The sequence below is a fragment of the Streptomyces drozdowiczii genome (assembly GCF_026167665.1).
Lineage (GTDB): Bacteria > Actinomycetota > Actinomycetes > Streptomycetales > Streptomycetaceae > Streptomyces > Streptomyces drozdowiczii_A.
Window position 1 is genome coordinate 318,966 of sequence record NZ_CP098740.1, and the last position, 25,057, is coordinate 344,022.

General features: G+C 72.1%; 16 protein-coding genes and 2 pseudogenes. 8 read left to right on the forward strand and 10 right to left on the reverse strand.

Features of this window, described 5'->3' with window-relative positions:
- Positions 1–31 precede the first annotated feature (31 nt).
- From NEH16_RS01515 to NEH16_RS01530, 4 genes are all read left to right on the forward strand, one after another.
- Positions 32–2,164 (forward strand): SpoIIE family protein phosphatase, encoded by a 2,133-nt coding sequence (locus tag NEH16_RS01515; protein WP_265538575.1) that lies wholly within the window; start codon positions 32–34, stop codon positions 2,162–2,164.
- Between the two features lie 160 nt (positions 2,165–2,324).
- Positions 2,325–3,617 (forward strand): phosphoribosyltransferase, encoded by a 1,293-nt coding sequence (locus NEH16_RS01520; RefSeq protein WP_265538576.1) that lies wholly within the window; start codon positions 2,325–2,327, stop codon positions 3,615–3,617.
- Between the two features lie 224 nt (positions 3,618–3,841).
- A complete protein-coding gene (locus NEH16_RS01525) occupies positions 3,842–4,906 on the forward strand; it encodes a tetratricopeptide repeat protein (protein ID WP_265538577.1) in 1,065 nt (354 codons plus the stop codon).
- Positions 4,903–5,949, forward strand: a complete 1,047-nt coding sequence (locus tag NEH16_RS01530) for a polyprenyl synthetase family protein (RefSeq protein ID WP_265538578.1) — start codon at positions 4,903–4,905, stop codon at positions 5,947–5,949. The genes NEH16_RS01525 and NEH16_RS01530 overlap by 4 nt, the downstream gene beginning before the upstream one ends.
- Before the next feature lie 44 nt (positions 5,950–5,993).
- Here NEH16_RS01530 and NEH16_RS01535 read toward each other — a convergent pair whose 3' ends face one another.
- A complete protein-coding gene (locus tag NEH16_RS01535) occupies positions 5,994–6,434 on the reverse strand; it encodes a DUF2000 domain-containing protein (protein ID WP_073967071.1) in 441 nt (146 codons plus the stop codon).
- Between the two features lie 77 nt (positions 6,435–6,511).
- Here NEH16_RS01535 and NEH16_RS01540 point away from each other — a divergent pair, with 77 nt between their 5' ends.
- Positions 6,512–7,333, forward strand: coding sequence for an AraC family transcriptional regulator (locus tag NEH16_RS01540; RefSeq protein ID WP_265538579.1), 822 nt, complete (start codon positions 6,512–6,514; stop codon positions 7,331–7,333).
- On the opposite strand, the gene NEH16_RS01545 is transcribed toward NEH16_RS01540, so the two are convergent.
- The 4 genes from NEH16_RS01545 to NEH16_RS01560 all read right to left on the reverse strand — a co-directional run bounded on the left by NEH16_RS01545 (position 7,291) and on the right by NEH16_RS01560 (position 10,801).
- Positions 7,291–7,803: a mycothiol transferase gene (locus tag NEH16_RS01545; RefSeq protein WP_073967073.1), complete on the reverse strand. Its 513-nt coding sequence runs from the start codon at positions 7,801–7,803 to the stop codon at positions 7,291–7,293. The two genes, NEH16_RS01540 and NEH16_RS01545, sit on opposite strands and share 43 nt — an antisense overlap.
- 95 nt (positions 7,804–7,898) lie before the next feature.
- Positions 7,899–10,076 (reverse strand): discoidin domain-containing protein, encoded by a 2,178-nt coding sequence (locus NEH16_RS01550; protein ID WP_265538580.1) that lies wholly within the window; start codon positions 10,074–10,076, stop codon positions 7,899–7,901.
- A gap of 136 nt (positions 10,077–10,212) precedes the next feature.
- Complete coding sequence (locus NEH16_RS01555) at positions 10,213–10,533, reverse strand: YkvA family protein (protein WP_265538581.1); 321 nt, start codon at positions 10,531–10,533, stop codon at positions 10,213–10,215.
- 13 nt (positions 10,534–10,546) lie between these two features.
- Positions 10,547–10,801, reverse strand: coding sequence for a WhiB family transcriptional regulator (locus NEH16_RS01560; protein WP_073967076.1), 255 nt, complete (start codon positions 10,799–10,801; stop codon positions 10,547–10,549).
- A gap of 219 nt (positions 10,802–11,020) precedes the next feature.
- On the opposite strand from NEH16_RS01560, the gene NEH16_RS01565 reads away from it, so the two are divergent.
- Entirely contained in the window at positions 11,021–13,078 is a 2,058-nt protein-coding gene (locus NEH16_RS01565; RefSeq protein WP_073967077.1) for a SpoIIE family protein phosphatase, read from the forward strand.
- Between the two features lie 13 nt (positions 13,079–13,091).
- On the opposite strand, the gene NEH16_RS01570 is transcribed toward NEH16_RS01565, so the two are convergent.
- Positions 13,092–13,553: a hypothetical protein gene (locus tag NEH16_RS01570; protein ID WP_265538582.1), complete on the reverse strand. Its 462-nt coding sequence runs from the start codon at positions 13,551–13,553 to the stop codon at positions 13,092–13,094.
- A gap of 128 nt (positions 13,554–13,681) precedes the next feature.
- Here NEH16_RS01570 and NEH16_RS01575 point away from each other — a divergent pair, with 128 nt between their 5' ends.
- Entirely contained in the window at positions 13,682–14,584 is a 903-nt protein-coding gene (locus tag NEH16_RS01575) for a carbohydrate kinase family protein (protein WP_265538583.1), read from the forward strand.
- 44 nt (positions 14,585–14,628) lie between these two features.
- Here the strand turns inward: NEH16_RS01575 and NEH16_RS01580 are convergent.
- Together NEH16_RS01580 and NEH16_RS01585 are read right to left on the reverse strand one after the other, a co-directional pair.
- Positions 14,629–17,624, reverse strand: a pseudogene (locus NEH16_RS01580) (carbohydrate binding domain-containing protein).
- Between the two features lie 228 nt (positions 17,625–17,852).
- Positions 17,853–18,451 (reverse strand): annotated as a pseudogene (locus tag NEH16_RS01585) (TetR/AcrR family transcriptional regulator).
- Between the two features lie 159 nt (positions 18,452–18,610).
- Between NEH16_RS01585 and NEH16_RS01590 the strand changes: the two are divergent.
- Positions 18,611–20,902 carry a glycoside hydrolase family 3 N-terminal domain-containing protein gene (locus tag NEH16_RS01590; protein ID WP_265538584.1) on the forward strand — a complete coding sequence of 764 codons (2,292 nt, stop codon included), beginning with the start codon at positions 18,611–18,613 and terminating at the stop codon, positions 20,900–20,902.
- A 42-nt stretch (positions 20,903–20,944) separates the two neighbouring features.
- On the opposite strand, the gene NEH16_RS01595 is transcribed toward NEH16_RS01590, so the two are convergent.
- Together NEH16_RS01595 and NEH16_RS01600 are read right to left on the reverse strand one after the other, a co-directional pair.
- Positions 20,945–22,501, reverse strand: a complete 1,557-nt coding sequence (locus NEH16_RS01595; RefSeq protein ID WP_265538585.1) for an MFS transporter — start codon at positions 22,499–22,501, stop codon at positions 20,945–20,947.
- 200 nt (positions 22,502–22,701) lie between these two features.
- Positions 22,702–25,017, reverse strand: coding sequence for an arylsulfatase (locus NEH16_RS01600; RefSeq protein ID WP_265538586.1), 2,316 nt, complete (start codon positions 25,015–25,017; stop codon positions 22,702–22,704).
- Between the last annotated feature and the right edge of the window lie 40 nt (positions 25,018–25,057).

Consider the following 25,057-nt stretch of genomic DNA (forward strand, 5'->3'; position numbering starts at 1 on the left):
CCGGGGCAGGGTGCGGGCGTATTGTCCGTTTATGGGCAATGTCGGACCCGCCATCGACTCGGCGGAGGAGCGTCTGGACGAGGCGGTGGCATGTGCCGTGCGCGAGACGGGCGCCGCCGTGGCCATGCTCTATCTGCTGCCACCCGGCGAATCGACGCTCCGGCTCGCCGTGCTGGCCGGGATTCCGGCGGAGATCGCCGATCCCTGGCTGCGGGTGCCGCTGTCCGCGCCCATACCGGTGTCGGACGCGGTGAAGGACCGGCACCTGGTGTGGCTCGGCAGCCAGGAGGAGCTGGCCAGGCGGTATCCGCGCCCCGCGCTCGTCCTGCCGTACCGCTTCGCGCTCGCCGCCGCGCCCCTGGTCGTCGGGGCGGAGGCGCTGGGCGGTCTCGTACTGCTGTGGCCCGGCTCGCACCCGGCGCAGCTGACGCCGCAGGAGCGTGCGGCGGTGCACGACTGCTGCGGCGAGGCGGCGCGGGTGCTGTACGAGGCGCGGGAGCAGGGCCGCCCGGTGAAGGCGGGCGCCGGACCGCGGGTGCTGCCCCCGGTCACCGCCCCGCCGCCCGCCCACACCGAGGCGGTCGCCGCCGCGGACTTCCTCGGCCGGCTGCCGGGCGGCTGCTGCACCCTCGACATGCACGGCAGGATCACCTTCCTCACGGAGACCGGCGCCGAACTGGTCGGCGGGCGCGTGGAGGATCTGGTGGGGACGCTCCCGTGGGAGTCGCTGCGCTGGATGGCCGATCCGCTGTTCGAGGACCAGTACCGGGGCGCGATGATCAGCCGGGAGCCGATGTCCTTCGTGGCCCTGCGGCCGCCGGACCAGTGGCTGTCGTTCCGGCTGTACCCGGACGCCTCCGGCATCAGCGTGTACATCACACCCGTCAGCGGGCCGCACGCCCCGGCGCTCCCCACGGCCACGGGAGCCGCCGCATCGCCGAGCGCCCCGGGACGCGCCGTCGCGCTCTACCACCTGATGCACCTGGCCGCGACGCTCACGGAGGCCGTGGGCATCCAGGACGTGGTCGAACTGATCGCCGAACAGCTGGTGCCCGCGTTCCGCATCCAGGCGCTCGCCGTACTGACCGTGGCGGAGGGGCGGCTGCGCATCGAGGGCCACCGGGGCTTCGGCGACGAGCTGATGGAGTGCTTCGAGGGCGCGCCCCTGACGTCCGGCGCCCCCGTGGCACAGGTGCTCAACACCGGCGTGCCCGCCTTCTACCGGACCTTCGACGAGTTCCGGCGCGCCTTCCGGCCCGCGTCCCTCCAGGAGGGCCTGGCCGCGTGCGCCTTCCTGCCGCTGTTCGCCTCCGGGCGCCCGGTCGGCACGCTGGTGTTCGGCTACGACCGCACGCGCCCCTTCGAGCCGGAGGAACGGGCCCTCCTCACCTCGATCGCCGGGCTCATCGCCCAGGCCCTGGACCGGGCCCGCCTGTACGACACCAAGGAGCAGCTGGCCCACAGTCTCCAAGCCCATCTGCTCCCCCACACGCTCCCCCGGATCGGCGGGCTCGACGTGGCCGCCCGCTATCTGCCCGCCACCCGGGGCATGGGCATCGGCGGCGACTTCTACGACGTGATCCCGCTCGACGCCACCACGGCCGCCGCGGCCATCGGTGACGTACAGGGCCACAATGTGACGGCCGCCGCCCTGATGGGCCAGGTGCGCACGGCGGTGCACGCCTCGGCCGGCGCGCCGCCCGCCGAGGTCCTGGCGCGCACCAACCGGCTGCTCGCCGACCTCGACGCCGACCTGTTCACCAGCTGCCTCTACGTCCATCTGGACCTGGCGGGCCACCGCGCCCTGCTGGCCACCGCCGGTCACCCACCGCCGCTGCTGCGCCATCCCGGCGGGGAGACGGAGGTGCTGCGGCTGCCGCCCGGGCTGCTGCTCGGGGTCGACCGGGACGCCCGCTACCCGACGACCGAGATCCCGCTGCCGCCGGGCGCCGCGCTCGCGCTGTACACGGACGGGCTCGTGGAGGTGCCGGGCGCCGATATCGACCGGTCGACGGCGGCGCTCGCCGAGCAGTTCGGCCTGAACACCGGCCGCCCGATGGAGGCCGTCGCCGACAGCCTCGTCCGGTACGCGAAGGAGGTCACGCCGGGCAGCGACGACATCGCGCTGCTCCTCATCGAGGCGCTGAGGGGCGAGGGCGGCTGAGGCGCGGGGGCTCCGGCGTGCCCGGCCCCGCATACGGTTCCGCGCGTTTCCGCCGATTTGCTTGGGCCCGGCGGGCGCGGTTCATTGGAATGAGGTACGTGCGTCGCCCGGCAACCGACGGGTGACCGCCGTGCGTGGTCCTCGATGTGGGGTGAGTCCCGTGCTGTTCGCCGACCGGACCGACGCGGGCCGGCGGCTCGCCGAAGCCCTCCGGCCCCTCGCGCAGAGCGATCCCGTCGTGCTGGGCCTCCCCCGCGGCGGTGTGCCGGTGGCCTTCCGTGTCGCGCAGGAGCTCGGCGCCCCGCTCGACGTCATCGTGGTCCGCAAACTGGGCGTCCCGCGCCACCCGGAACTGGGCTTCGGGGCCATCGGGGAGGGCGGGGTCCGGATCATCAGCGACGACATCGTGCGCCGGGCCGGTGTGTCGGACTCCGACATCGCGGCCGTCCAGGAGGCGGAGAAGGCCGAACTGCGCCGCCGCGCCCGGGAGTTCCGGGGCGAGCGGCCGCGCGTCCCGCTCGCCGGGCGCACCGTGGTCCTCGTGGACGACGGGATCGCCACCGGCGCGACCGCCCTCGCCGCCTGCGCGGTGGCCCGGGCGCAGGGCGCCGCGCATGTGGTGCTGGCCGTGCCGGTCGCGCCGCCGTCCGCCGCGGCCCGGCTGCGGAAGGAGGCGGACGAGCTGGTCTGCCTGTCGTCACCGGCCGCGTTCTCGGCGGTGGGCGAGTGGTACCGGGACTTCGGGCAGACGCCGGACGAGGAGGTCGTCGCGCTGCTGGCCCGGGCCGCGCGGCAGACCGGGCCCCGGTTGACCAGCGACGTCCTGGTGGAGGCCGGTGGGGTCGATCTGCCCGGCACCCTGACCCCGTCCGGTGACTCCGGGGCGCTCGTGGTGTTCGCCCACGGCTCCGGCAGCAGCCGGCACAGCCCGCGCAACCGGTCGGTCGCGGCGGCGCTGAACCGGGCCGGCCTCGGCACGCTGCTGTTCGACCTGCTCACCGCGGACGAGGAGGCGGAGGGCGGCCATGTCTTCGACATCTCGGCCCTCGCCGGCCGCCTGGTGGACGCCACCGCCTGGGTGCGGGGCCATGCGCCCGGGCCCCTCGGCGTGTTCGGTGCCAGCACGGGCGCGGCCGCCGCGCTCCAGGCGGCGGCCGTCGTGGGCGCGGGCCGGGACACGGGCATCGGGGCGGTCGTCTCGCGCGGCGGCCGGCCGGATCTGGCGGGGGCCCGCCTGACCGAGGTCCGCTCCCCCACCCTGCTGCTGGTGGGCGGCCGGGACGCCCAGGTGCTGGACCTGAACCGCCGGGCCCAGGCGGAGCTGCGCTGCGAGAGCCGCCTCGACGTCGTCCCCGGTGCCACGCACCTCTTCGAGGAGCCGGGCACGCTGGACGAGGTCGCGGAGCGGGCGCGCGACTGGTTCACCGGCCACTTGACCGGCCGGGCCGCCTGACACGGGCGCACCCGGCCGGGGCCCGGACGGCTTTTCCCGGCACGAGGCAACCCCGGGCGCCGATCCGCGGTCTTGATCCACAGCAAGGCGGCACGCCGCACACACGACGACCCTCGCCCCTCCCCCCTGAGCACGGACCGGAGAACCGGCCAACTATACGCTATGTGTATACATGCGCTGCATAGTCATGGCCGAGGCCGCCCGTGCCCGCGCGAAAGGCTTCCATGCACAGCAAGGCACTGGCGCCCGAATACCAGGGCGCCCTCACCAAGATGTCCGTGAACGCGTCGCTCACCGACGTACTCGCCGAGGGCGTACGCCACTTGGAAGAGGCGGAACGCTCCGGCTCCGCACGGGAAGTGGCCCGCGCGGGTCTCGCCGTGGCCGAGGCGCACCGCAGGCTCGGCCAGGTACGGGACGCCGACTCCGCCTGGAAGGCGAGTTACCGCGCCGCGCGCTCGGCGGACGACGCCGGGGCGATGGCCTGGGCGCTGTGGAGCGGCGGCACGCTGGCCCGCCAGCGCGGTCGGCTCCGGCTCGCGTTCCGGCTCCTGGGCCTGGCGGCGGACCTGGGCAAGAGGGGCGGGGACGTCGTCGCCCGGGGCTACTCGCTCGCCGGTCTCGCGGAGACCGGGCGCATCCAGGGCGACTACCGGACCGTCGCCGCGCTGCACGAGCAACTGCTCGCCGAGGCACGGGCACGCGGCGAGGCGCGCCACACCGTGTGGGCCCTGGAGGGCATCGCGCAGATCCACCGCAACACCGGTTCCTTCGACACCGCCCTGGCGATGTTCGAGGAGGCGGCCCAGCTGGCCGGTGACGCCGACGACCGCAGGGGCCGGGCCTGGGCGCTGCGCGGCATCGCCGACATCGTCTCCGTACGGGACAACGACGCCGACCGTGCGCTGGAGCTGCTGGCGGAGGCCGAGGTCACCTGCCGGGAGATGAAGTTGTCGAGTGCCCTGGCGTACAACCACAAGATGCGCGCCAACGTGCTCTACCGCGCCGGACGCCACGAGGAGGCCCGGCAGGGCTACGCGGGGGCCCTGGAGGAGTTCCGGGCGATGGCGGAGCCCCGGGGCGAGGCGCTGGCGCGGCTCGGGCTGGTGAAGTCGCTCGCCCGGCTCGGGCGGAACGCCGGGGAGACGGCCGCCGACCTGGACGCGCTGCGGGCCACGCTCGACCGGATCGGGCTGCTCAACGCCCGGGACATGGTCGACCGGGCCTACACCGAGCTGGGCGTGGAGCGGTCCGGGGACACGGCGGCGGACGCGGGCGGTGGGCGATGACGTCTCCGACGGCCTCCCCGGTGACCGCACCGCGCATCCTGGCCCGCTGCCGCGCCCTGGTCCGCCCTGCCCTGTCCCGGGCCGTGCGCCAACTGCACCCGTGGCACGCCGAGATCACCGCGTTCTCGCTCGGATGGGACGGGGTGGACGGCGACGACGTGCCGGGCGCCCACGGCAAGGGCGTACGCCAGGCACTGGCCGTGCTCGGCGCGGAGGCCGTCGGGGCGGAGGCCCGGGACGCGGTCCCCGGAGCGGTCGCCGTCGAGCTGATCCACACCTTCTCCCTGCTCCACGACGACATCATGGACGGCGACGAGACGCGCAGGCGGCGGGCCACCGCGTGGAAGGCGTACGGAACCGGTCCGGCGGTCCTTGCGGGGGACGCCTTGTTCGCCCAGGCGGTGCGGACCCTCACCGACGCGCCGGGCAGGCAGTGCGCGCCGGCGCTGCGGCTGCTCGCCGGGACCCTCACCGACCTGGTGCACGGCCAGGCCGACGACCTGCTCTTCGAGTCGCGGCCCTGGACCGGTCCCGACGCCGTGCGGGCGCAGGAGTACCGGCTGATGGCCGAGCGCAAGACCGGTGCGCTGCTGGGCTGCGCCGCCGGTCTGGGCGCCCTGCTCGGGGGCGCCGGGCGCACGGAGGCCGACGCGCTGGCCGCTGCGGGACGCCACCTGGGCGTGGCGTTCCAGGCGGCGGACGATGTGCTGGGCATCTGGGGCGATCCCGCGGTCACGGGCAAGCCGGTGCACGGGGACCTCGGGCGCGGCAAGAAGACCTTCCCGGTGCTCGCCGCGCTCGCCGCCGGCGGCCCGGCCGCGACGGAGCTGGCGGCGCTGCTGCGCGGCGGCCCGCTGGACGAGGAGTCGGTGCGGCGGGCCGCCGCGCTGGTGGAGGAGGCCGGCGGGCGGGCGGCCGCCACGGCGGAGGCGCACGGTCATCTGGAGCGGGCGCGGGCCTGCCTGGAGAGCGTTTCGTCGGCGCCCGATGCCGTGGAGGAGATGCTCACGCTGTTCCCGTACATCGTGGACCGCGCCCTGTGACACCACCGCGCCGTCCCTCGTTCGGGCGGGCGGCGCGGCCGTCGTCACCGGTGCATCGACGCGCCCTTGAGGATCTTGTCCACCGCGTTGCGGGGGCCGTGCACCGCGATCCCGACCAGGTCGAGCGCGTCCCGGTGCACCGCGCGCACCGCGGCGCGGTTGTCCCGGTCGTTGCCCGTCGCGAAGAGGTCCGAGGTGAAGACGGACAGGGCGGCGCCCCGGGAGACCGCACGGGTGTGGGCGGTGGTGAGCATCTCCTTCGCACCCTCGAAGACCATGACCGGCTGGCGGAACATCGGGAGGTACGGGGTGTCGTCCGCATCGGTGTAGGGCTCGCCGATCAGTTCCGGGGCGGCTGTGGAGAGGCCGCTGACGAGGAAGGCGGTGACGTTCAGCCGCTGCCAGGTCTCCAGGTCGTCGCGGAGCAGCACGGCGATCTTGGTGTCGAAGCGGACGGGGGCGGGGGCGGTGGTCTCAGCTGTCATGCCCCGAGCCTGCCGGGCCGCCCGGGGCCCGGTCTTGTACGAACTTTGCACGCCGGGGCGCGGCGTACGATCGGCGTATGGCCGCAGCACGTCCCGAGATCACCGCGTGGTCGCCGCCCGTGGAGGGGATCGCCGAGGTCTTCCACGCGCGTTTCACCGACCACGCCTACCCCATGCACACGCACGACGCCTGGACGCTGCTGGTCGTGGACGAGGGCATGGTGCGCTACGACCTGGACCACCACGAACACGGTGTGCTCACCCACACGGTGACGCTGCTGCCGCCGCACGTCCCGCACAACGGCGAGGCGGCCACCCCCGGGGGCTTCCGCAAGCGCGTGCTGTACCTGGACACCGGGCAGGTGGACGAACGGCTGATCGGCCGGGCGGTGGACCGGCCGGTGCTGCACGACCCGGCGCTGCGCAGCCGTATCGACCGCCTCCACCGCACGCTCGCGGACCCGGGTGACGAGCTGGAGGCGGCGAGCCGGCTCGCCCTCGTCGCGGAACGGCTCGCACAGCATCTGGGCGACCGGGTCGGCTCCGTCCCGTACGTCCACGACGGCAGACTCGCGCACCGGCTGCGGGAGCTGCTGGACGCGACGTACGTCGAGGGCATCACGCTCCAGGAGGCCGGTGCGCGGCTGCACGCCCACCATGCCCATCTGGTACGGGCGTTCAGCCGCGAGTTCGGGATGGCACCGCACCAGTACGTCACGGGCCGACGGGTCGACCTGGCGCGCAGGCTGCTGCTGCGCGGGGTCCCGGCGTCGGCGGTCGCCGCGTCGGCGGGGTTCTACGACCAGTCCCATCTGACCCGCCACTTCAAGCGGATCGTGGGGACGGGCCCGGGGCACTACGCGCGGCGTTCGAGCACTCCGCGTACGAAAGCGGCCTGACCGGCGTGCTGGAGGTCGTCCGACAGGACGCTGATCAGCCGCACCCCCAGGGTGACCGGCGGGTCCCACCCCTCGTCCACGACGCGGCCCAGCGCGTGGCCGTCCAGGCCGCGGAGGTAGGCGAGCGTGTTCTCGTGGACGGCGTCGTAGTAGCCGAGGAGCAGATCGGCCGAGCCCACGCGGACGGCCGCGACCTCCTTGCTGCTCTGTCCGTAGCCGGTGGCGTCGGCGGGGAGGGGCAGGTCGAAGCGGCCGGCCCAGTCCTGGGCGGTCCAGAGCTGTTCGGTGCCGGCCGCGTCCGCGATGTGGTCGTCCTGGACGCGGGTCAGATGCCAGACGAGCCAGGCGATCGAGTTGGCGCCGTCGTCGAGCCGGGCGTGGAGGTCGTCGGGGGCCAGGCCCTCGACGGCCGCGTGCACGGTCTCCTGGATGCGGGAGTATCCGTCGGTGAGGATGTCGGTGACGTTCATGCGTTCAACCATGGCCGTTCGCCTTCCCCCGCGCGGCCACCGACACGCGCCGGAGCGGGCACCGGCGGGGAGGCCCGCCGGTGCCCGCCCGGTCGTCAGCTGTAGATGCCGAACTCCCAGAGGGAGTAGCCCCACGCCGTGCCCCGCTGGGTGAGGTTGAGCTTCACGTAGCGGGCGGTCTGCGCGATGTCGAGGTCGTCGGCGTCCCCGTCACCGGTGGTCGTGGTGTACACCGACCGCCAGGAGTTGCCGTCGTCCGAGACCAGCACCTCGTAGGACTTGGCGTACGCCGGGTCCCACACCAGCTGGAGGTGGCGGAACGACTTCCGCTCGCCCAGGTCGACCTGGATGGACTGCGGGTCGCTCCAGTCGCTGGCCCACCGGGTGTCCAGCCGTCCGTCGGTCGCCATCGCCGCGGTGCAGGGGCAACCGCTGCTGCCGGCCTGGGCGGAGGAGGCGGTGGCCGGGCGGCCGAGCGCGATGTTGGTGCCGCTGACCGGGGGCACCACGACCTTCACCGACTTGGTCTCGATGCCGGCGTTGCCGTGCCCGTCCTCGGCCTGGATGTACACCTTCCACACACCGAGCCGCGCGGGCGCGGTCACCGCGAAGGTGCCGTTTCCGGTGGACCGCCAGTTGGCTTCCACCAGGGCCTTGTCACCGGTCGCGTAGTTGCCGCTCAGGTAGATCTTGTAGGTGACCGGGTCGTTGTCCGGGTCGCGGACGTCGGCGCGGACGGTGAACTCCTTGCCCGCGGGGGCGCCACCGGCGTTCTGCACCGTCATGTTGCTGATGACGGGCGGGGTGTTGTCACCGGCGGTGGAGCCGCTGTACGCCTTCTTGAGCGCGTAGTAGGAGAGCCGCTTCTTGCCGTCCGGCACCACGTTGAACCAGACGCCGCCGAAGTCGTGCTCGGTCCCGTAGTGGAAGAAGGTGGCGCCCAGCGCGACACCCTGGTGGGCGGTGACGCAGTTCCACGCCTTGGTGTAGCCCTCGGCCTTCTGCACGTCGGTGGGCTCGTCCGGGATGCCGTTGGCGTCGTCCGGGACCTCCCACTCACCGGCCGGGCCGCCCTCGGTGATGATGTAGGGCTTGGTGTAGCCGCCGGACTCCCAGGCGGTGCGGACCCCGCAGATGTCTCCGTAGGAGTTCATCGAGTACAGGTCCAGGTCGGGGGCGTTGCGCTTGTAGTAGGGCCAGGCACCGGTCCAGGCGTCGGTGGACGTCACCGGGTGGTCCGGGTCGATGGTGTGGATCTTCTTCGCGACGTCGTTGACGAAGCTGGTGTACGCGTTGCGCTGCTTCTCCAGCTCGTCACCGCTGTAGCAGTTCTGGAGGCCGAGCACGGACTCGTTGCCGACGTTCCACATGAGCACACCGGGGTGGCTCTTGTACGTGTCCACCCACTTGGCGAATTCGGTGAGCGACGAGGACTTGTAGGCATCGTCGGTCAGGTAGTTGACGCAGCCGCCGCTGCCGGGGCCGCCGCCGGGCTGCAGCCAGAAGCCGCTGACGACGCGGATACCGTTGGCCGCCGCGGCGTCGAGCAGCGGCTTGGAGGTGCCGTCGGTGCCCCAGGTCCGGATGGTGTTGACGCCCATGGACTTCAGGTCGGGCATGTAGCGCGCCGCGTCGTTGACCGACGGGCCCCAGGTCAGTCCCTTGACCTGGTACGGCTGGCCGCCGACGGTGAGCTGCCAGTTGCCCTGCGAACCGGTGACGCGGACGGCCCCGCCGGTGCCGGGGTCCGGGTTCGTGGAGCCGGTGGTGCCGTACACCTGGAACTCCCACAGGGAGTAGCCGTAGCCGCCGGCGCGGGCGGTGCCGTGCATCCTGACGTAGCGGCCGGAACCGCTGACCGCGAGGTCGTCGGTGCCGCCGTCGCCGTTGGTGACGGTCTTCAGGGTGCGCCAGTCGGAGCCGTTGTCGGATGCCTGGATCTCGTACGCCTTGCCGAAGGCGGACTCCCAGGTCAGGACGACCCTGCTGAGGCTCGCGGTGGCGCCCAGGTCCACCTGGAGCCACTGCGGATCGCTCCACTGGCTGGCCCAGCGGGTGCCGGTGAGATTGCCGTCCACGGCGGCCGAGGCCGCGTAGCCGGCGCCCTCGGAGGAGGACGCGGTGGCGGTCTTCCCTTGCGACAGCAGGGATTCCGCGGCCCGGGCGCCCGGCGCGGCCAGTATGACCAGCGATGAGGCGACAAGGGCGAGAAGGGTGATCAGCAGCGTGCCCGCGCGGGGTCTCGCGGGCAGGGCTGAACCGGCTCTGTGCACATTCTCTCCTGGCGGAAGAGTGCGGGACGGGGGTCCCGCGGCGGGTTGGGAGAGCGCTCTCCCAGGAGAGTGACGTGTACTCGTCCAGCTGTCAACGATCAGGACACGCCGGGTTCACAGGAATGTGCGCGAAGGGTTACGGAACGAGGTTGCGCCCGGACTCGACCGGGCGCTCCGGGCGGCCGCCCACCCCTGCGGCCCGCGCCGCGGCGTGCAGCGAGCGCAGGGCCAGCAGGAGGAACCCGATGTCATCGAGGTAGACCGGGTCCGGCAGCAGGTCGACCGGCGACACGGTGTACAGCACCGCCGCCCAGACCAGCGCCTTGTTGTGCAGCGGGACACCGGCATCCACCAGCAGCTTCCTGGCCTTGAGCACCCGCACCAGGAGGATGCCGGCAACGGCCAGCATGAGCAGCGCGAGTGCCGCGCCGACGATGATCCAAGCCTTGGTGTCCATGCTTCATCCTGCCTTATCCGGAGCGTTGCGTCCGCTGCCGGTTGCGGCGCTTCAGGGCGCGGCGCTCGTTCTCGCCGAGCCCGCCCCACACCCCGGAGTCCTGGTTGTTCTCCAGGGCCCATCGCAGGCATTCCTGCTGTACGGGGCAGCGTCGGCACACCGCCTTGGCCTCCTCGACCTGGACGAGCGCCGGGCCGGTGCTTCCGATGGGGAAGAACAGGTCCGGGTCCTCGTCGCGGCAGGCCGCGTGCATGCGCCAGTTATCCATGGACTCTCACTCCTGACGGTCGTGTGCGTCGCGTTTGCCTCGGTACGCTGCGAGTGACCGGCATTTCGCCCGCGAAACCCCGGTGGCCCTTCCTTCGCTTCCTCTTCACGTTCCGCGAAGCTGCGGGGGCGGCGGCTCAGGGGCGATCATGGGAGACGGCGGGCCTGCGTCGGGCACGGTGACGGCTGGGAAGGATCGTCCGTGGGCGGCACTGATGACATGCGGATCGGCTGGGGCGAGGCCCGCCGGGCGGGCGCGCGCCGGTCGTCCGAGAGCGGTCTGCTCGACGTCCTCGGGGTCGCGGCGCTCGTTCTGGACACCCAGGGCCGCATCGTCCTGTGGAGCCCGCAGGCCGAACGGCTCCTGGGGTACTCCGCCGAGGAGGCGCTGGGCGAGTTCGCTGCCCGGGTCCTGGTCGACGAGGAGCACTTCGAGCTGGTGCTGCGCCTGTTCGGCGAGGTGATGGGCAGCGGCGAGGCGTGGGCCGGGGTCTTCCCCGTACGGCACAAGGACGGCACCACGCGGCTGCTGGAGTTCCGCAACATGCGGTTGCAGGACGACCGGGGCGGCTTCTACGCGCTGGGTCTCGCGGCCGACGGGGACGTGCTGCGCCGGGCGGAGCGGGACCTCGCGCTGTCGGTGGGCCTGGTCGACCAGTCACCGATCGGCCTCGCGGTGCTGGACCCGGATCTGCGCTTCCTGTCCGCCAACGCGGCGCTGGAACGGATGGACGGCATGAGCGCCGCCGAGCACCTGGGACGGCCGATGGGCGAGGCGCTGGCGTTCCTGGGCCGCGACGGCCTGGCGGCCGCCGCGCGGGAGGTCCTGGACAGCGGTGTCCCGCAGGTGTCGCGCCAGGTGGTCGGCCGCTCCCCCGCCGCACCGGACAGCGACCGCGCCTGGTCGGTGTCGCTGTACCGGCTGGACGACTCCGCGGGGCGGGTGCTGGGCATCGCCGTATCGCTGATCGACGTCACCGACCGGTACCGCGCGGCGGCCGAGGCGGAGCGGGCCCGGCAGCACCTGGCGCTGATCGCGGACGCATCGGTGCGCATCGGGACCACGCTCGACCTGGAGCAGACGGCCCTGGAGCTGGCCGAGGTCACCGTGCCGCAGCTCGCCGACGTCGCCGCGGTGGACGTGCTGGACAGCGTCCTGAAGGGGCGCCCCGGACCGTCGGACGGCCCGCTCCTCATCCAGGCCCTGGCCGTCGTCGCGGCCCGGCCGACGCCCGTGGTGGAGGCGGCGGACCCGCCGGGCCGGGCCGCCCGCTACGGCGCCGACCGCCTCGTCACCCGGTGCGTGCGGACGGCCCGGCCGGTGCGGGTGCCCCGTCTCGACGCGGAGAAGCTGGCCCGGGTGGCCCGCGACGAGCGGTCGGCCGCCCTGCTCGCCGAGGCCGGTGCGCACTCGTATCTGGCGGTGCCGCTGATCGCGCGGGGCGAGGTGCTGGGGGCGATCGACCTGATCCGGACGGACAACCCGCTGCCGTTCACCGAGGAGGACGAGGCGCTGGCCGCCGAGCTGGCGGCCCGGGCCGCGGTCGGCATCGACAACGCCCGGCTCTACCGGCAGCAGCAGGAGACCGCGCTGACGCTTCAGCGCAGCATGCTGCCGCGCAACCATCACGACCCGGTGGGCCTGGACGTGGTGTCCCGGTACCGGCCGGCCGCCTCGCGGTACGAGGTCGGCGGGGACTGGTTCGACGTGATCGGGCTGCGTGACGACGGGACCGCCCTCGTGGTGGGCGATGTGATGGGCAGCGGGATCAACGCGGCCACCACGATGGGCCGGCTGCGCACCGCCACCCAGACGCTGTCCCGGCTCTCCCTGGAGCCCGCCGAGGTGCTGCGGCACCTGGACGAGATCACCGCCGGCCTCGACCCGTGGTTCGCCACCTGTGTCTACGCCGCGTACGACCCGGGCGCCGGGCGGTGCCGGGTGTCCACCGCAGGGCATCTGCCGCCGGTGCTCATCCCGGAGGGCGGCGAGCCGGTGCTCCTGGACCTGCCGGCCGGGGCGCCGCTGGGGGTGGGCGGGGTGCCGTTCAGCGATGTCACGGTCCCGCTCGGCCCGGGCGACCGGCTGGTCCTCTACACGGACGGCCTGGTGGAGACCCGGGACGACGACATCGACAGCCGCCTCGCGAAGCTGCTGGGGCTGTTGCGTACTCCGGACGCCTCGCTCGACGCGACGTGCGACCGGCTGCTGCGCGAGCTGCGGGACCCGGACGGCCACGACGACGTGGCGCTGCTGATCGCCCGGGTCCACGCGTGACGGCGGCGTGCGGTCAGCGCGAGCACCCGCGCCGGGTGCGGCACTTCGCGGTGGCGCGTACGCGGTAGCCGCCGGCGCCGAGGAAGCCCAGGCCGATGCCCAGCATCCAGGAGTCCTTGGCGAGCGCGATCCCGTCCTGCGTCGGCCGCAGGCTGCCGGGCTCCCGCATGCCGGGGGTACGCAGATAGAGCCCGAAGAGGCCGCCGGAGAACCCGGTGAGGGCGAGCCCGGCGAGCCGGGTGGGCACGAACGGGGCCAGCAGGGTGGCACCGACCGCGATCTCGGACCAGGCGAGCAACCGGGTGAACCGGGCAGGTTCCAGCTTGCCGAGGAACGGGTAGGCGTTGCTGGCCATACCGTGCAGCCCTTGGGCGGTCCCCTCGTCGGCCTTCAGCTTGCCCAGGCCGGAGTTGAGGATGAAGGCGCCGGTGGCGAGGCGCGGCGGGATATCGCGCGGTTCGGGCAACAGCATCATGGCGTGAGCCTCCATGGAACAGGTCGTCGGCCCCCGGTCGAGCCTAGCCAGGGGGTGCCCCGGGCGCGCGTCGAGCGGCCGGGCGGGTGGGCGATACTGAGCGCGGCGGGTACGCGAGAGGGGGCTCAGTGGTCCAACAGCCAACGGAATACGACATCGTGGTGGTCGGCGGCAGCGGGGTGGACACGATCGTCCGCGTCGACGCCCTGCCGGTCCCGGCGGCGGACTCCGTCATGGTCGGGCCGATCCGGGAGTGGCCCGGCCAGACCGGCGGCAATGTGGCGCTCGGCGCCCGCGCGCTGGGGCTCGACGTGGCGTTCCTGGACTGCGTCGGCGACGACTGGCTCGGTGCGCAGGTCCGCGAGCGCCTGGCGAAGGGCGGTGTGGAGTTCCACGCGGTCATCTCGCCGGCCGGGACCCGGCGCGCGGTGAACCTGGTGGACGCGACGGGCCGGCGGATGTCGTTCTACGACGCCCGGGACCCGGAGGATCTGCGGATGCCGCGTGACTTCTATCTGCCCCACCTGCGCCGGGCCCGCCACGTCCATCTGTCGATCACGCACTTCGCCCGGTTCCTGTACGACGACATCGAGGCGCTGGGAGTGCCGGTCTCCACGGATCTGCACGACTGGGACGGACTGAGCGAGCATCAGCGGGAGTTCGCGCTCCGGTCGGATCTGGTCTTCTTCAGCGCGGCGACGACCGGCGAGCGGGCGCCCGCGCTGATGCGGGAGATCCTGCGCGAGGGCCGGGCCGGGGCCGTGGTGGCCACGGCGGGCGCGGAGGGGGCGTACCTCCTCACGCGCGACGGCGGCGACGAACCGGTGCGCATTCCGGCGGTGGTGCCGCCGGCGCCGGTGGTGGACAGCAACGGGGCGGGCGACGCGTTCGTCACCGGTTTCCTGTACGGCAGGCTCGACGGACGTGGGCCGGCCGAGTGCGCCCGGCTGGGGGCGGTGTCGGGTGCCTTCGCGTGTACGGCTCCGGGCTCGACGGCCATGATCGGCCGGGCGGGGTTGCTGGGCGTATGACGGTGTGCGGGTGCCCCGGTCGGCGGGGCACCCGCATGTAGGGGCTACTTGAGGTAGGGGCCCGCGGTGCCGATCTTTCCGGGGCCGTTCAGCACGTACACCCGCATGTTGCCCTTGCCCGGGGCGTCGACGGTGAGCTTTCCGTCGCTGACGACCCGGGTGTCACCGGTGACGGCGTCCTTGTAGGTGCCGTTGGGGATGCCGGTGTACGAGGCGCCGCCCGTGACGGTGACCAGGGCGAAGCTGTCGGTGGCACCGCTGGTGTAGCGGCGCTTGTACGCCATCTGGCCGGTGATGCCCTCCGTGGAGTACTGGCCCATCTGGAGGGCGGGTACGGCGCGGCGGATCCGGTTGAGCCGCTGGAGGTGCTTCACCAGGGGCTGGGCGAGGGTGTTCGCGACCTCACCGGACGCGGAGTCGACCTGGGAGAACTCCGAGGAGGTGACGTTGCCCGCGAGGTGGTCGCCGTAGTAGGCGCGGCCGGTGGTGGCCAGGGGGCAGGTGGGGCCGCAGTCGATCTTCTTGCCGGCCTGGAACTCGATCTCCGATCCGTAGTAGAGGGTCGGGATGCCGCGGAAGGTCCACATCAGGGACATGTTCTCGGCCCAGGCGTCGGTGCCGCCCGCGTAGCGTTCGCCGCTCTTGTTGGGCCCGTAGTCGTGGCTGTCGACGTAGACGACGTTGTAGGTCGCGTCGTTGGTGGAGTCGTCGGAGTCCTTGCCGTTGTTGAACGCGTTGGTGGCGTCACCGAAGTTCATGTGCATGCGCATGTCGATGATGTTCATGCCGGAGAACCGGCTGTGGTCCGGGGTGTGGTAGCTGTTGCCGTCCAGGAACGCGTTGCTGGAGGTCGGCTGGTTGCCGGTGCCGAGCTGCTCCTCGTAGTCGTACATCTCCAGCGCGGCCTTGGCGTCGTCGGCGGCGTACTCCTTGCGTTCCTTCCAGGTGAAGAACTGCGCCGAGTGGTTGACCGAGCCGCGGTTCCACTTGTCGTTGACGAACGCGCCGACTTCGCCGAAGACGAGGAAGTTCTTCGCGGCCTCGGCGCCGAACTTCTGGGTGACCCGTTCCTGGATGGCGGGCAGGAAACGGCGGTTCCAGGTGGTGCGCGGGATGTGCACGGCGGTGTCGATGCGGAAGCCGTCCACGCCCATGTCGATGTACTTGTCGTAGGCGCCGATCAGGTAGTTCTGCACCGGTGCGGACTCGGTGTCGAAGTCGGCCAGGTCCTCGTGCAGCCAGCAGGAGCGGGAGTCCTCGCCCTCCCAGTTGCCGAGCCAGCAGGTGTGGTAGTACTCCTTCGGGAACATCCCCGATGTGGGGTTGGGCCACTGGCAGTTGTAGATGGTGTAGCCCTCGGCGGACTTGGCGCCGGTGGGCTTGCCCCAGTTGAGGCAGGTGTTGCCGGCGGGTTCGGCGGTGGACCACAGGTCGCCGTTGTAGTAGGACTTGCCGCTCTTGGGCTCGACGGTGAGCCCGTCGTATGCGAAGCCCTCGTTCTTCTCGTCGTAGTACCAGCTCCACTGCGTGTCGCGGACGCCGTAGACGGTCGGCGTGAACAGGCCCTTGGCGCCCCAGCGCGAGGAGTGGTTGTAGACGACGTCCTGGTAGATCTTGATGCCCTTGGCGTGGGCGGCGTTGATGAGGTCCTGGTAGGAGGCTCCGGCGGACTCCAGGCGGGGGTCGACCTTGTAGAAGTCGTAGCCGTGGTAGCCGTGGTAGTCGTAGTCGGACCGGTTCAGGACGACCGGGGTGATCCAGATGGCGGAGAAGCCGAGCCCCTTGATGTAGTCCAGCTTGTTGACCAGGCCCTTGAAGTCCCCCGGAACATGGGGTCGTTGTTGGCCGCGTTGCCGGACTTGACGTCCTGGCTGCCGCCCCGGTTGTTGCTCGTGTCACCGTCGTCGAAGCGGGCGGTGAGGACGAAGTAGATCGGGTCCTTGCGGGGGTCGGTGCCGAGGGGTGTGCCCTGGGCCGCCGCCGGTGGTGTGGCGCCGGTGGTCGCCTTCGCGGGCGCGGAGGCGGCGGAGGTGTTGCCCGCCGCGTCGATCGCCTTGACGGTGTAGGTGTAGGCGGTGTGCTCCTCCAGGCCCGATTCGGAGAGCACGGTGGAGGTCACATCGGTGACGGCGCCGCCCTTGGTGCCGCCCGTACGGGTGACCTGATACCTCGTCACCTTGTTGTTGTCGGTGGAGGGTTCCCAGCTCAGGACGACCGCGACGCCGTCGGCCTTCGCCGTCACTCCGCTCGGCACGGTGGGCGCCTCGGTGTCGGCGGGTTCGGCGGCGCACGGGTCCCCGGCGTCCTTGACGACGGTGCGGTCCTTCACGGTGCTGAGGCCGGTCGGGATGGTGTAGTCGCCGCCGTTGTTGTTGTCCCAGACGCCGTTGCCGTTGTTGAACGCGGCCTTCATCGAGGTCGCGGTCCCGAGGTCGACCGTCTTCTTCACCCAGCCGGTGCAGGCGGGCTCCATGCCGACGCCGGGCACGGTCGTCCAGGCGCCTCCGGCGGGCTGGTAGTGGAGGTTGGTGGTGGTCCAGCCGACGGTGGCGGTGGAGTAGTACACCGAGGCGGTGTGCGCCGCGTCGGACGGGGTGGGGCTCGGGTCGGGGTCGCCGCTGCCCGCGCACGGGTCGCTGTGGGCGACGACCCCGTCCTTGACGGTGATGTTCCCGCTGCCCAGGTCGTAGTTCTTGCCCCCGTTGTTGTCCCAGACGCCCGAGCCGTTGTTGAAGGTCGCCTGGATGCCTCCGGCGCCGGAGAGCGGGACGGTCTTCTTGACCCAGTCCGTACAGGCGGCCTCCATGGCAACGCCGGGCACGGTGGTCCATGTTCCGCCGTCGGGGGCGTAATGCAGGTTGTGGGCGGCCCAGTTCTTGGTCTTCGTGTAGTAGAAGACGGTGGTCGTCGCGTCGGAGGCCGCGACGGGCTGCGCTTCGAGGCCGGTGTCCGGCAGTGCGGTGAGCAGCCCGCACACCGCGGCGGCGGCAGCGGCGGACGCCAGGGTGCGTCTCAACAACCGGTGGGCGTTGCGTTTCATGGTGTCTCCAGGGCAGGGCCACGGCGGCGGCGAAGCCGTGGCGTCCGAGGCACGGGAGGTGGGGCCCGTGCCGTCCCGCCGGAGACCCTGACGCGCCTCAAGGTCCGAGCGAGCTTGTAAATCAAGCCGGAATGTTGCTGCAATCTCTTGCAGCACGGAAGTTACCGGCACATGACAAGCCCGTAAAGAGGTGCGGGGCAGCCGTCTCGCGACGCCTGCCGCCCGCACTCAGAGCGGCACCGTCAACTGCGCCTGTACATGCGCGTACAGCACCCCGCCATATCGGTCTCACCGTTGCTGAGCAGCCACTGGGTCTGGAGTCCGTCCATCAGCGCGATGAGCTGCTGCGCCGCCTCGCGCGGGTCGATGCCCTCGCGGAGCACGCCCTTCTCGCGCGCCTCCGTGTACGAGACCGCCGTGGACCGGACCGAACAGCGGTACCGCTCCACGAAGTAGGCGTGGGCCGGGTGGTCGGCGGAAGTGGCCTCGGCGGACAGCACGCAGAACAGCTCGACTATGCCGCGCCGTTCCGCGTTGAGCGCCGCGAGCCCGACCAGCCGGCGCAGCCGGTCGACGCCGGTGGGGCGGCCCGCCTCCAGCCATTGGTCGTCCACGGCGTCGCGGTGTTCCAGGACGGCGAGCAGCAGGGATTCCTTGGTCGGGAAGTGGTGCAGCAGTCCGGGATGTGAGATGCCGCAGCGGGTGGCGATGACCCGCAGCGAGGCGCCCCGGTAGCCGGCCTCGCCGAACATGGCCATGGCCTGATCGAGGATTTCCCCGCGTTTGGCCCGGCCCTTCGCGTATCCGCGCCGCTCGTCGCCGGTCACTCCGCACGCTCCCCGGTCGTCTCGGCAGGCACCGCTGCGTATGTTTGCATCCTACTTACTTACCACTAGGTCGGTATTCGGCGTACGGTGGTGCCCGGAGCGCACAGCCTCCGCGTACCGAACGATGAGAACGTCGCCGACGTCGTGAAAGGAACTCCCGTGGGCTCCTCCCTGCCCTATCTCGACCCCCGCCTGTCCATTCCGGAGCGCGTCTCCGACCTGCTGGGCCGGATGACGCTGCCCGAGAAGGTCGGCCAGATGCTCCAGCTGAACGGCAAGGACGGGGTGCGGCAGCACATCGAGGACATGCACGCGGGCTCGATCCTGCACGCCTCGCCCGAACGCGTCCTGGAGGCCGCCGAGCTGACCCGGCGCACCCGCCTCGGCATCCCGCTCCTGGTCGCCGAGGACTGCATCCACGGGCACTCCTTCTGGGAGGGCGCCACCATCTTCCCGACGCAGCTGGGGATGGCCGCGAGCTGGGACCCGGAGCTGCTGGAGCGGGTGGCGCGGGCGACGGCCGTCGAGGTGGCCGCGACCGGCGTGCACTGGACGTTCTCGCCGGTGCTGTGCATCACCCGGGACCTGCGCTGGGGCCGGGTCAGCGAGACGTTCGGCGAGGACCCGCACCTCATCGGCGAGCTGGCGTCGGCCATGGTGCGCGGCTACCAGGGCGACGGGCTGGACGACCCCACGGCGATCCTGGCGTGCGCCAAGCACTTCGCGGGCTACTCCGAGACCCAGGGCGGCCGGGACGCGAGCGAGGCCGACATCTCGCGCCGCAAGCTGCGTTCGTGGTTCCTGCCGCCGTTCGAGCGGGTCGCCAAGGAGGGCTGCCGTACGTTCATGCTGGGCTACCAGTCGATGGACGGCGTCCCCGTCACCGTCAACAACTGGCTGCTCAACGAGGTGCTGCGCGGCGAGTGGGGGTACACCGGCACGCTGGTGACCGACTGGGACAACGTCGGGCGCATGGTGTGGGAGCAGAAGGTGTACGCCGACCACACCCAGGCGGCGGCCGCCGCGGTCCGGGCCGGCAACGACATGGTGATGACCACGCCCGACTTCTTCGAGGGCGCGCAGCAGGCCGTGGCGGCCGGGCGGCTCGACGAGGCGGACATCGACGCGGCGGTCGCCCGCATCCTCACGCTCAAGTTCGAGCTGGGCCTCTTCGAGAACCCGCGCCACCCCGACCGGGCCCGGCAGCAGGCGGTCATCGGCAGCGCCGAACACGCCGAGCTGAACCTCGAAGCGGGCCGCCGCTCGCTGGTCCTGCTGGCCAACGACGGCACCCTGCCCCTCGACGGCGGCTTCGCGGCCGGGGCGGACGGCCGGGCGGTCGCGGAGGCCGACGCGGCGCCGCGTACGGTCGCCGTGATCGGCCCCAACGCCGATGACGCGCAGACCCAGCTCGGGGACTGGGCGGGCTCCTCCGGCCAGGCGGACTGGCTGCCGGACGGGCATCCGCGCGCCATGATCCGTACCGTCCTCGACGGCTTCCGGGAGCATGTGCCCGCCGGCTGGACCGTCACCCACGCGCGCGGCGCCGACATCCTGACGGTGGGCCCGGACCCGGAGGGCGAGTTCTTCCCGGACGGGCAGCCGCGCCCCGAGATCGTCGTCCCCTGCGAGCCGTCCGAGGAGCTGATCGCGGAGGCGGTCGCCGCCGCCGAGGCCGCCGACCATGTCGTCGCCGTGGTGGGCGACCGCATCGAGCTGATCGGTGAGGGCTGCTCGACCGCGACCCTGGAGCTGATCGGCGGCCAGGTCGCGCTGCTGGACGCGCTCGCCGCGACGGGCAAGCCGTTCACCGTGGTGGTCATCGCCTCCAAGCCGCTGGTGCTGCCGCCGTCCGCGTACCGCGCCTCGGCGATCGTGTACGCCTTCAACCCGGGCATGCAGGGCGGCCGCGCGGTGGCCGAGCTGGTCCTCGGCCTGGTGGAGCCGTCCGGCCGACTGCCGGTGTCCTTCGCGCGCCACGCCGGGCAGCAGCCCACGTACTACAACCAGCTGCGCGGCCAGCATGGTTCGCGGTACGCGGATCTGACGCAGCGGCCCGCGTTCGCCTTCGGCGAGGGCCTGAGCTACACGACCGTCGCCTACACGGACCTGGAGGTCCTGACCGACGTCCTGGGTGCAGGCGACACGCTGCGCGCACGCGTCACCGTGAGCAACACCGGCGGACGCCCCGCGCTGGAGACCGTACAGGCGTACGTGAGTGACCTGGTGACGTCCGTGACGTGGGCGGAGAAGGAGCTCAAGACCTACCGGCAGATCCAGCTGGCGCCGGGCGAGTCGCGCGAGGTGGTGATCGAGCTGCCGGTGGCGGCGTGCACCCTGGTGGACGCCGAGGGTCGCCGGGTCGTGGAGCCGGGGGCGTTCGAACTGCTCGTCGGTCCGTCGTCGCGCGACGACGACCTGCTGCGGGCGGGCTTCACCGTCAAGGGCTGACCGGTCGCGGGAGCGGTCGGGCGGGTGCGGTCGGCCGGGTCTTCATTCGCCCGGCCGGCCGCTTCCGCTTCCGCTTCCGCGCAGCCGTTCCAGGTCCGAGGGGCGGACCTGGATGACGAACAGCGCGATCAGCGCGGCGGCGACGGCGAAGGCCGCTGCGGCCAGGAACGCGGTGGACACACCCGATGCCAGGACCTGGTCGCCCCAGGGACCGGGAAGCTGTCCGGTCTTCCGGAACTGGGCGAGCTGCGCCGGTGTCGCCTCGGACATGAACTTGGGCACCTGGTCGGTCGCCTCGTTGCGGCTGGCCGTACCGAAGACCGTGACCAGGATGGAGAGGCCGAGCGATCCGCCCACCTGCTGCGTGGTGTTGAGGATTCCGGAGGCCGCGCCCGATTCGTGCGGCGCGACACCGGAGAGTGCCATCAGCGTCAGTGAGACGAACTGCAGGCCCATGCCGAGCCCGAACACCAGCACCGGCCCCAGCAGACTGCCCAGGTACGAGCTGTGGACATCGGTCTGGGTGAGCCAGCCGAGCCCGATCGCCGCGAGGACCGCGCCCGTGACCATGAAGGGCTTGGGTCCGAACCTCGGCAGCAGCTTCGAGGTGAATCCGGCCCCGATCGCGATGATGACGCTGACCGGCAGGAAGGCGAGGCCGGTGCGCAGCGGGCTGAAGCCGAGGATGTTCTGCACGAACAGGGTCAGGAAGAAGAACATCCCGAACATCGCCGCCGCGAGGCTCAGCATGATCCCGTAGGTGCCGGCGCGGTTGCGGTCGCGGAACATCCAGAGCGGGGTGATCGGCTGCCGGGACCGGCTCTCGTTGACGATGAACAGCCCGAGCAGGACGACCGCCGCGGCGAACGCGATCAGGGTGAGGGTGTCGCTCCAGCCCTCCTCGGAGGCGCGGATGAACCCGTAGACGAGGCTCACCATGCCGAGCGTCGCCGTCAGGGCGCCGAGTATGTCGAAGTGGCCCGGGTGGCGTTCGGACTCCTGGATGTAGCGGCGGGTCGCCAGCACGATCAGTGCGCCGATGGGCACGTTGACGAAGAAGATCCACCGCCAGTCCAGCCACTCGACCAGCACCCCTCCCGCGAGCAGTCCGATGGCGCTGCCGCCCGCCGAGACGGCCGCGAACACCCCGAACGCCCTGTTGCGGGCGGGGCCTTCGTGGAACGTCGTCGTGATGAGGGCGAGCGCGGTCGGCGATGCGATGGCGCCGCCGACGCCCTGGAGGGAGCGGGCGGCGAGCAGCTGCCAGGATTCCTGGGCGAGTCCGCCGAGCAGGGAGGCGATGACGAAGAGGGCGACGCCGGCCATGAAGACCCGGCGCCGCCCGAGGATGTCGCCGATCCGTCCGCCGAGCAGCAGCAGGCCGCCGAAGGTGAGGGTGTAGGCGTTGATCACCCAGGACAGGTTCTCGGTGGAGAAGCCGAGGGATGTCTGGATGTGCGGGAGGGCGATGTTCACGATGGTGATGTCGAGGACCACCATCAGTTGGCACGAGCAGATGACCAGCAGGGCTATGGTGCCGCCGCGGTCCCTCCGAGGGGGTGCGGTGGCTTGCGTGGGTGTTGCGTGGGAGCCGGTCATGGGTTCGGTGCCGCTGGTGCGGTGGGGTGAACGTGGTCGTTCACCCCACCGACGTTAGACCTGGGCCGGGGTCGTCGCGAATCGATCTCTGGGGGGGGCGCCTGCGGCGGGCCTTGTCCCCTACCCGCCCCTTCCCGAAACCGGGGCTCCGCCCCGGACCCCGCTCCTCGAACGCCGGCGGGGCTGGAACTCGTGCTCTCTCATTCGAATGCCGCTGCCGCCTCCTTCAGTGCCTGGGCCACCGCCTCCGGGGAGTCCGGGCCCGGGGCTCCCGGGGTGTACGTCACCGCACGCAGGCGGCCTTCGTACCGGAAGGAGCGGTGGCGTTCGTAGAGGGGCCAGGAGATGGGGGATTTGCGGTCCACGCCGATGCTGATGCCCTGGAAGGGGGCCATGCCGATCAGCTGGTGGACGCTGGGCGGGGTGGCCCGGGTCTCGGTGTCGGCCTCGATGCGGAAGCTCCAGCGCAGGCCCTGCTCGGCGGTTGCGACGAGGCGGACCGTGTGCGCGCCCGGTGCGAGCGGGCCCGCGTCCGTCTCGTGGAGGACGCCGTACTCGTTGTACGCGAAGTGCAGGCGGCCGTCCTCCACATACAGGCTGTAGCCGCCGCCCTGGTCGCCGTGCGAGACGAGGACGCCCTCGCCCGTCTCCTCGATCGCGACGGTGACCTCGAAGGAACGGAACGAGACCAGGCGCGAGGAGCGGTAGCGCTCCAGCTCGGGGGTGCCCGGCAGCAGGGTGAGCGGGCGTGACAGCCGCTGTTCGGCGGGGTTGCGGCGGGCCAGCGCGCCGCTGCCGTCGGGGAGCGGGAAGACGCCGTTGCGCCAGGCGGCCTTCTCCCAGGCCGCCGAGAGTTCCTTGACGAGGCCGGGGTGTTCGGCGGCCAGGTCGTGGATCTCGGTCGGGTCGGTCCTGATGTCGTACAGGGCCCACTCGGAGTCGTCGTAGGGGGCGCCGGGGCGGTGCAGGGTGACGAGTTTGCGGCCGTCGCGGTAGTAGCTGCGGTTGCCGGTCATCTCGCAGTACTGCTCGGGGTGGGTGGAGAGGTGTTCCGGGTCGGCGAGTACGGGGGCGAAGGTGACGCCGTCCGGTTCCTGGAGCGGCACCCCGCGTCGGCGCTCCGGCCGTTCCAGACCGGCGAGTTCGAGGAGGGTCGGGGCGATGTCGGTGACGTACTGGTACTGCGGGCGGGTGCCCGGGGTGAGCCGGCCTTCGCGGGCGCCCCTGGGCCAGGAGAGGACGAACGGGACGCGCACCCCGCCCGCGTACGTGTGCCCCTTGTAGAGCCGGAACGGGGTGTTGGAGGCCATGCCCCAGCCGCGCGGGTAGTGCACCAGGCTGCGCGGGCCGCCGATCAGCTCGGGGTCCCGGTCGACGTCGGGGGTCCAGTCCTCGGGCAGCGCGGGGTGGTGGACGAAGCGGCTGAAGTAGGAGCGGGTGCCCTCGGCGCCGCCCTCGCCGGTGCCGCCGTTGTCGGAGGTGAAGACGATGATGGTGTTGTCGAGTTCACCGAGCGCTTCGAGGGTGGCGGTGAGCCGGCCGAGGTTCTGGTCGATGTTGTCGACCAGCGCCGCGTACACCTCCATGTAGCGCGCGTACAGCCGCTGTTGCTCCTCGGTGAGGCTGTCCCAGGCGGGCACGTCCTGCCCGGCCTCGCTGTTGCGTGCGGGGAGTTCGGTGCCCGGCGGGAAGAGGCCGTCGGCGATCTGCGCGGCGAAACGGCGCTCGCGCAGCGCGTCCCAGCCTTCGTCGTAGCGGCCCCGGTGGCGGGCGATGTCCTCCTCCTTGGCCTGGAGCGGGCCGTGGACGGCGTTGTGCGCCAGGTAGAGGAAGAAGGGTTTGTCCGGGTCGTGGGCGCGCAGCGACTTCACCATGGAGATGGCCTGGTCGGTGATGTCGTCCGTGTAGTAGTAGTCGTCCGGGAACTCGTCGATGTCCAACGGGCTGTTGTCGCGGACGAGTTGGTGCGGGTGGAAGAGGCTGGTGAGCCCTTCGAGGACGCCGTAGTACTGGTCGAAGCCCTTGCGCAGCGGCCAGTTGTCGCGGTCGTCGGCGGCGTTGGAGGCGGAGTCGCGGACCAGGTGCCACTTGCCGACGGCGTAGGTGGCGTAGCCGGAGTCGTGGAGGAGTTCGGCGAGGGTGGGGATGTCGTCGGCGATCTCCATGCCGTAACCGGGGAAGCCGGGGTCGGAGTTGGCGACCATGGCGTAGCCGACGCGGTGCGGGTTGAGGCCGGTGAGCAGGGCGGCGCGGGCCGGGGAGCACAGCGGCATGGTGTGGTAGTTGCTGAGCCGTACGCCGTCCTCGGCGAGGGTGTCGAGGACGGGGGTGGGGATCTCGGAGCCGAACGGGCCGATGTCGCTGTAGCCCATGTCGTCCACGAGCACGACGACGATGTTGGGGGCCTTCTCCCCCGGTGTCCGGGGCGCCGGCCAGGCCGGCTCGGAGGCGGCGAAGGTGCGGCCGATCCGGCCCGGGAAGCCGTCGTAGGGGTCGCGGCGGGTGCTGGTGGTCATCGGCGGGTGGCTCCGTCACGGGTCGGGGTGGGCTGCGGGC